The organism is Paenibacillus ihuae, assembly GCF_001368795.1.
GTDB classification, from domain to species: domain Bacteria; phylum Bacillota; class Bacilli; order Paenibacillales; family Paenibacillaceae; genus Paenibacillus_AQ; species Paenibacillus_AQ ihuae.
Genome location: NZ_LN831207.1, coordinates 63,113 through 70,234, shown reverse-complemented (window position 1 = coordinate 70,234; position 7,122 = coordinate 63,113). Strand labels below are relative to the sequence as shown.

At 47.7% G+C, this 7,122-nt stretch carries 8 protein-coding genes and 1 pseudogene; 2 read left to right on the top strand and 7 right to left on the bottom strand.

Features of this window, described 5'->3' with window-relative positions; genetic code table 11:
• Nucleotides 1-333: 333 nt before the first annotated feature.
• Complete coding sequence (locus AQR02_RS30320) at nucleotides 334-564, bottom strand: hypothetical protein (RefSeq protein ID WP_054943997.1); 231 nt, start codon at nucleotides 562-564, stop codon at nucleotides 334-336.
• A gap of 246 nt (nucleotides 565-810) precedes the next feature.
• Nucleotides 811-1,422 carry a stage II sporulation protein M gene (locus AQR02_RS30315; RefSeq protein ID WP_054943996.1) on the bottom strand — a complete coding sequence of 204 codons (612 nt, stop codon included), beginning with the start codon at nucleotides 1,420-1,422 and terminating at the stop codon, nucleotides 811-813.
• A 118-nt stretch (nucleotides 1,423-1,540) separates the two neighbouring features.
• On the opposite strand from AQR02_RS30315, the gene pdaB reads away from it, so the two are divergent.
• A complete protein-coding gene (pdaB, locus tag AQR02_RS30310; RefSeq protein WP_054943995.1) occupies nucleotides 1,541-2,347 on the top strand; it encodes a polysaccharide deacetylase family sporulation protein PdaB in 807 nt (268 codons plus the stop codon).
• Nucleotides 2,348-2,392: 45 nt separating this feature from the next.
• Here the strand turns inward: pdaB and AQR02_RS30305 are convergent, their stop codons facing one another.
• The gene (locus AQR02_RS30305; protein WP_054943994.1) at nucleotides 2,393-3,214 is read right to left on the bottom strand and encodes a PPK2 family polyphosphate kinase; all 822 of its coding nucleotides are present in this window, start codon (nucleotides 3,212-3,214) and stop codon (nucleotides 2,393-2,395) included.
• Nucleotides 3,215-3,416: 202 nt separating this feature from the next.
• The gene (locus tag AQR02_RS30300; protein WP_054944001.1) at nucleotides 3,417-4,010 is read right to left on the bottom strand and encodes a KinB-signaling pathway activation protein; all 594 of its coding nucleotides are present in this window, start codon (nucleotides 4,008-4,010) and stop codon (nucleotides 3,417-3,419) included.
• 128 nt (nucleotides 4,011-4,138) lie between these two features.
• Here AQR02_RS30300 and gerD point away from each other — a divergent pair, with 128 nt between their 5' ends.
• The gene (gene gerD / locus AQR02_RS30295; protein WP_054943993.1) at nucleotides 4,139-4,825 is read left to right on the top strand and encodes a spore germination lipoprotein GerD; all 687 of its coding nucleotides are present in this window, start codon (nucleotides 4,139-4,141) and stop codon (nucleotides 4,823-4,825) included.
• 57 nt (nucleotides 4,826-4,882) lie between these two features.
• Here gerD and AQR02_RS30290 read toward each other — a convergent pair whose 3' ends face one another.
• The 3 genes and pseudogenes from AQR02_RS30290 to sat form a co-directional block, all read right to left on the bottom strand.
• Nucleotides 4,883-5,992: an Mrp/NBP35 family ATP-binding protein gene (locus AQR02_RS30290; protein WP_054943992.1), complete on the bottom strand. Its 1,110-nt coding sequence runs from the start codon at nucleotides 5,990-5,992 to the stop codon at nucleotides 4,883-4,885.
• 90 nt (nucleotides 5,993-6,082) lie between these two features.
• A complete protein-coding gene (cwlD, locus tag AQR02_RS30285) occupies nucleotides 6,083-6,829 on the bottom strand; it encodes an N-acetylmuramoyl-L-alanine amidase CwlD (protein ID WP_054943991.1) in 747 nt (248 codons plus the stop codon).
• An 83-nt stretch (nucleotides 6,830-6,912) separates the two neighbouring features.
• A pseudogene (sat, locus tag AQR02_RS30280) lies at nucleotides 6,913-7,122 on the bottom strand (sulfate adenylyltransferase); the annotation flags it as partial.

Here is a 7,122-nt window from a genome sequence, read left to right as displayed (position 1 = left end):
AAAACATCTGACGAGAATCTGCATTCTCTAATTTTGGATCTCACTTTCGTGATCTCCCACTCACTCGTTGTTCAGTTTTCAAAGATCAACATCTCTCTTTTTAACACTTCGCCGCGTCTCAGCAGCGACCTTCATAATATATCACAGTGTTTATCAATTTGGCAAGTGTTTTTTTGAAAAAAGTTATTTTTCATTTTTCCTTACCGTGCAGCTACTATTCAAACATCGAAAAGGAGCGCGAGATATAATGTATCACGGACGCTCCCTTTTAGTCAACCTATTTGATTAAATTAATGGCCAAGCACACAAACTTGTGAGCAGCAGCTTATTATTTCAATGTTTGAACTGGGATGTACGGCCGCCCCAGGCATACTTCGACAACTCTTTCTGCGGAGCAAAACGCGCGTACATGCGGAATACGGTTTTATATCGGTTGGCAATGGCATGCCTGATATTCTGGTCCAAACGCTGATCACTTAGATCAAGGAGCATCTCGTCAAGCTCTTTTCTTAAAACATAGTCCAGCTCCTTGCATTCCTTCTCATTGAACAACATTCCCAACATATGCTTGGCCTCCTTCGTGGTATTTTAAGATCAAAACCTAAAACGCTGCTGTTTGTGTGATAGAAGTTAGTCCATTTGATGGGAAAAGCTGTGAATATACCCGTTACACTAAATTAACCGGAGCATAAGAACTATAACCATAATCTCCAAAATTCCCTTATGGCCTCGCCTCTTATGCCTGGCGTCGTGTTGTCAGGATCCCCCAAATTCGAATGGCTTTAATGTTATGCTCATTTCCCTGAATTTTTATGATAAAAGAGACAACGTAATTGTACTTTCAATGATTGCAGCAATGAGCAGCAGGATTACAATCCATACCGACGCTGTAAAAGTCTGCCTCATAAACCCGGCCCAGCTCTGGCTTCTCTGTTCTTTTCCGCGGGATGGGCTGAATAAGCTGAGCACCACTTTACCCCCAAAATGAAGGCCAAAAGCACAAGCGATGATGATTGCCGGTATCTCGATAATTCCGTGTGGAAGCAGTCCTTTTACGATCAGTTGAAATAAATCCTGTCCCTGCATAGCTGACAAATGAATCAAGTAGCCGATAACACCTCCGTTAATCAGTAAGAATACAGCCGGTATGACTCCGAACAGTGCACCCAGAAAGATAACCACTACACTTTTGATGCTGTTGTTCGCAAATATAAATATGAAAAAACTCCACTGCGGGTGCTCTGAATCTCTGAGATTCCCGCTGATCTCACTTAATCCCTCTAACTGCTGGGCGAGCAGCTTCTGCAGACTTCCGGTACCTATCCAGCCGAGCACTCCTCCTGCCAGGAATAGAATCAGCGCAACCAGCAAGGTTTTGCGGATTGTGCCTACATCTTTGACAAATGTTGAAAATGAAAACATAGGTTCCTCCTATAAGTTATTAATGCGATTTGTGAAACAGATGAGGTCATAAGCGGTAGGTACGAGCATACATTTAGAACAAACAAGCCATTTCGCATGGGAGAGGAGCGCTGCAAGTATGAATTCTTTTTATGTATTCAGCGGCAAAAAGATAAAACGGTTCATTTATATCTTTGCCGCTGCGCTTCTTGCCGCTGGTGTTGTGTATGTCGAGAGGGGCAATATTACCGTTTTTTCGGATTCGACGCCCCCGTCTGCGATTTACAGTGTACCAACGGAGAAGAAGCTGATCGCCTTAACCTTTGACATTAGCTGGGGTGAAAAGAGGCCAGAACCGATTCTAAAAGTGCTGGAGGACAAAAAAGTGGATAAAGCCACCTTCTTCCTCTCCTCACCCTGGAGCAAAACGCACCCGGAAATTGTTACAAGTATTAAAGAGGCAGGATTTGAAATCGGCAGCCACGGCCATAAGCATGTTAACTACAGTACTTTGAGCAACGAGGAAATCCGTACTCAAATCTCTACAGCTCATACCGTCTTAACCGAGTTAACGGGTAAAGAACCGAATTTGATCCGTATGCCGAATGGCGATTTTGATAAAAGAGTGCTTCAGGTGGCCAGCGATCTGGGCTACAAGGTCATCCAGTGGGATACCGACTCCCTGGACTGGAAAAACATCGGTGTAGATAATATCGTAAAGCGCGTAACCAGCAAAGCCCATCCTGGAGATATTGTTCTGCTCCATGCCAGCGATTCCTGCAAACAGACCCATGAGGCACTTCCGCTCATTATCGAGAATCTCCGCAGTCAAGGCTATGAATTCGTCACGGTCTCTGAATTGATCAGCCAGAGCAGTGCCGACGGTACAGAAGTCAGGGATTCCGCTTCACTGAATGAAGGGCTGGAAAACGCCGCTGGACTATAATTCCGTAAACCGTACAATACCGCAAGTTGTCTGGCAGAATCTTTATCAGTGGCGCGGGGATATGAGCTCCGAAATCTCTGGTGTGGGGGTATCCAGCTTCGGATAACTCAGGTCAAGGCTCTCCAGTGTCTTCACCACGATAGCCAAAGCCAGATAATTGCGGTACCAACGGTGATTGGCCGGGATCCAATACCATGGGGCTTCTTCTGTGCCTGTCTCACGAAAAATATCTTCATAAGCCTTTTGATAATCATTCCAGTATTGCCGCTCCTGCAGATCACTGACATCGAATTTCCAATGTTTGGTCGGATCCTGGAGCCGCTCCTGAATTTTCTGGAGCTGCTTCTCCTTAGAGATATGCAAAAAGAGCTTGATAATCGTCGTCCCCTCTTCCACCAGCATTTCTTCGAACTGGCGGATGTAGCGGAACCGCCGCTTCATGTCATCCTTTTTCAGGCTTCCGTGTACACGCGGCACCAGCACATCCTCATAATGCGAGCGGTTGAAGGCAGCGATATAGCCTTTCGGCGGAGTCTTCATATGCACTCTCCACAGGAAATCGTGAGCCTCCTCCTCCAGTGAGGGCTTTTTGAAGCTCGTAACAATAAAGCCCTGCGGATTAATACCAGAGAAAATATGCTTTACTGTTCCGTCTTTCCCGCTTGAATCCATCCCTTGAAGAATCACGAGCAGGGAGTGCTTCTTCTGTGCGAACAGAATATCCTGCAGCTCGGCAAGGCGCTTCTTGAGCTTCTCCATTTTCACCTCAGCTTCCTCTTTGGAAGTAAAGTCGCCGCTTTCATCCGGATCGAGCTTGCTCAGGATTTTATCACTTGTGTCTTTTATCATATAACGCTTAATGTTCATATATGCCCCTCCTCAAAGTTTTGCTTGGCCGGATTCCGGATAGGGCCGGCTGTGAAATCTCAGGCGCATGTTATGTAAGCTGTTCCTTAAGATTAACCTTCTTGTTTTGATTTTAATCGCTGCTGGAATGAACAAGAAAAAACTAATATCTGTACAAAAACCCCGGCTCCTTGGAGTGTCGGGGTTTTACGCTGTAATTCGATTATAACGGGGGATTCGGCTTAAGAATGCGGTGCAATCTTAAAATCTGGAATGCATTGCAGGCAATCAGCGGAACGACAATAAAAACAGTCGCACTGTCAACGCCTATCTGAAGTACACCTACCGTCTCTACAATGGTGATGGCTGTCATAAAGAAAAAAGTCGGAACTGCGGCAGTTGTGTTCGTGCTCCGCACTTTGAAGTAGGACACTATAAGGGCTGTGAGCAGAATCCCAATTCCCAGGATCAGATCAGATACACCATTCCTGTCTCCCCCAACAAAGGTACGCAGAAAGGCCAGTTCAAGCAATGCCAGAACAGCCAATACTAATTGTATGTACTGCCAAGCTTTGCGGGGAAATACGCCGATGCCCATGTAGTTGAGGATCAGATAGGCGAAAAACCCCAGCTGCGCGTAAACGCTAACAAGCATCCCGTAACCAAGAAGGATTAGCGGGTAAATGAGCTTATCCGCTGTGCTTTTAAATTCAATTCCGCCATTTACAACCTGTAGCAGCAATCCGGCCAGAACAGCCGTGGCAGCACCAATTAAAAGTGTGGTCCAGAACAAATGATACCATTTTCTTATACTCAGCCACTCCACCTCCCCTGTGTGATTTATTTTACCAAGGTTGCCGTCAAAAAACCATTGCGCTGTAACATAACCTGTGTGACCGTGCGGCATACTACAGTCAGGATTCCTAATAAAGGAGGGCAGCGCCAATGAAGTGGAGGAGTTTGTTGTCAGGGGGCTTGGCATTAAGCTTGGTTTTCGCCTTAACAGCCTGCGGAGGGGAACAGAGCAGTTCTTCCAGCCAGATGGGATATAAGGAAATGAAGACGATGGTTGTCGATATATTAAAAAGCGATGAAGGAAAAAAGGCGGTCGAAGAAGCGCTGAGCTCAAGTTCCGGCACCGAAGGAGGCAGCGTGAGCGGAATGAGCATGAAAATGATGCCGCTCCAAACTACGGAACAAATCCGGATAGCAGTTAAAGATACAATCACTGCTCCGGAATATCAAAAAGAAATCGAAAAAATCATGACCGATCCGACATTCGCCGGTGAATTCGCTAAGGCAATCAACAGCCAAAGTAAAGAGCTTCATCTTCAGCTGATCAAGGATCCCACTTATCAAAAATCCATTGAAGAAATCATGAAATCACCTGAAATGATGAAAATGTTTCTAGACCTTACTAAGACCTCTGATTACCGTAAGCAATCCATGACAATTATGCAGGAAGCCATGCAAAACCCATTATTCCGCATGGAAGTGCTAAGTCTGCTTAAAACAGTTGTACAGGATGAGCTTCAGCCTAAGGTTCAGAAAAAGGGCGGAGAAAAAGAAGGAGAATCCGGAGGCGGCAGTGACGGCTCTAAGCAGGAAGGCGAAGGCGATTCCGGGTCTTAAACTAAAGAGGCATCCCCTTATGTTAGGGTATGCCTCTTTTTATGTGCATTGCTTTGTTTATTGTTCATATTTGGCAATCAGCTTATCGGCAACCTCTGCAAACAGCTGTGCGGTCGGTGTTTCTGCTTTGTATACAGACGGCGAAAAATCGGGCTCAGAGATATGATTGTCCGGTGCGCCAAGCGGTACCTGGGCAAGCAGCTCCGTATGCAGTGTCTCCGCCAGCCTTGCTCCGCCCCCGCGGCCGAAGATATAATCCTTTTTGCCACAGGAGGAGCATTCATAATAAGCCATATTCTCGATGACACCAAGCACCTCATGGTCGGTCTGCAGCGCCATAGAGCCCGCTCTCGCGGCCACAAAGGCCGCAGTGGCATGCGGAGTGGTTACAATAATCTCTTTGCTGTGCGGAAGCATCTGGTGTACATCCAGCGCAACATCGCCCGTTCCAGGAGGAAGATCCAGCAGCATGTAATCAAGCTTCCCCCAGCCCACATCGCTAAAGAACTGGCGGAGCATTTTGCCGAGCATCGGCCCTCTCCAGATTACCGGACTATTCTCACGGATGAAAAAGCCCATCGACATGACTTTGACTCCGAAACGTTCTACAGGAATTATCGTACCCTCTTCAACTATTGGCCCTTCCTCGATTCCCATCATATCCGGAATACTAAAGCCATAGATATCGGCATCGATCAGTCCGACTCTCTTACCCTTACGTGCCAGGGCCACTGCGAGGTTAACCGTCACAGTCGATTTCCCTACACCGCCCTTACCACTGGCTACAGCAATGAAGTTTACACCGGACTTCTCATTGATCAATTCATGGCCCTCAAGACCCGCTGCATGTCCTTTGAGCCCTTCCCCCTGTTCGGTGTCCAGCTCGTCCTCAGAGCTCTCTCCGCGCAAAATAGAACGCTCATAATCGGTTGCATTGCGCAGCCGGATATGGACATTAGAGACTCCGCTTGCCGTAAGCAGGTCACGCACCCTCTGCTCCAGTTCCATCCGGCTTGTCTCATCTTCTTCAAGACAGATGACAGATAACGATATTCTATCCTCTTTGACCATAATGTCGCGGATCAACTGCAAATCAATAAGGCTTTTACCGGATTCCGGGTCTGTGAGCGGCTGCAAAAGTTCCTGAATTTGTTCTTTGGTCAGCATGGATAGCACCTCTGTTTCGTTCCGGACGGGTAAGGCTCCGGTTTTTTTGTCTATTATAGCATTACCCTTCTACAGATGAGTAGTCCCCGCTCAGGGCTGCTCCGAGATGTACCGCAAAATCCCCCGGTAAATGCCCGTTGCCACTTTCCGCTGATACACATCGTCGCCAAGCAGGACTGACTCCTGGGGATGTGACAGGAACCCCACCTCAACCAGTGCAGCCGGCATTTTCAGCATTTTGAGCAGATACACCGTATTCACAGTTTTCGCCACACGGTCTGTATTCTCAAGAGTGCCCCGCAGCTCATCCTGAACGAATCCGGCTAATGCCTTATTGCCTTCGTTGTTCGGAAAGTAGAAGGTCTGCGCTCCGCTCCAGCGGTTAGAAGGCACACTGTTCATATGCACACTGATAAAAAGGTCTGCCCCTTCCTCTTCAATACTTCTGACCCGCTGCTTCAGGTCCTCTGTCTTGCGTTTGGAATACCCCTTAGTCCCCTCCTGGGCCAGGTCATAGTCCCCCTCCCGTGTCATGACCACAATCGCTCCCGCCTGCTGCAAATAGTCACGCAGATAAAGGGAAACGGAGAGATTGATATCCTTCTCGATCAAGCCCTCCCGGCTGACCGCTCCCCCGTCAGGGCCACCATGCCCGGCATCAATGGCGATAATTTTACCGGACAGCGGCAGGCTCCAATAGTTCAGCGTCTTGGCGGTAGGCATATCATAAGCTATTATGCCGATCATCACAGCCAGAAGCACAGCTCCCAGGATACTTTTTTTAATACTGCTCCACGTGATCCAGACCGAGACCTTATCTTCCTTTCGGCCAGACATAGCAAAGACCTCCTCGTCCCGATAGATTCTACTCATCTATATGGGACAAGGAGGCCAATTAGTACTGGCTCTGAAATTATTGGTTATTGGGAAGTAACTTCCTGGGACATGCCTTCAATCAGAATCTCCGCAACCTCAGGGCGGGTGAATTCAGGAGGCGGGCACTTACCGTCACGCAGCAGCGCACGCACCTTCGTACCCGACAGAGTCAAATGCTGATCAGCCGGATGCGGGCATGTCTTACTAGAGGCCATATTTCCGCATTTGATGCAGAAAAAGCTGTGCTCGAAAAA

Bases quoted from the DNA above. Each gene is read 5' to 3' on its own strand.
- cwlD (WP_054943991.1), bottom strand. From the start codon at position 6,829: ATGTCTGGCCGAAAGGAAGATAAGGTCTCGGTCTGGATCACGTGGAGC.
- AQR02_RS30315 (WP_054943996.1), bottom strand. From the start codon at position 1,422: ATGTTTTCATTTTCAACATTTGTCAAAGATGTAGGCACAATCCGCAAA.
- AQR02_RS30290 (WP_054943992.1), bottom strand. From the start codon at position 5,992: ATGCTGACCAAAGAACAAATTCAGGAACTTTTGCAGCCGCTCACAGAC.
- pdaB (WP_054943995.1), top strand. From the start codon at position 1,541: ATGAATTCTTTTTATGTATTCAGCGGCAAAAAGATAAAACGGTTCATT.
- AQR02_RS30305 (WP_054943994.1), bottom strand. From the start codon at position 3,214: ATGAACATTAAGCGTTATATGATAAAAGACACAAGTGATAAAATCCTG.
- AQR02_RS30320 (WP_054943997.1), bottom strand. From the start codon at position 564: ATGTTGGGAATGTTGTTCAATGAGAAGGAATGCAAGGAGCTGGACTAT.
- gerD (WP_054943993.1), top strand. From the start codon at position 4,139: ATGAAGTGGAGGAGTTTGTTGTCAGGGGGCTTGGCATTAAGCTTGGTT.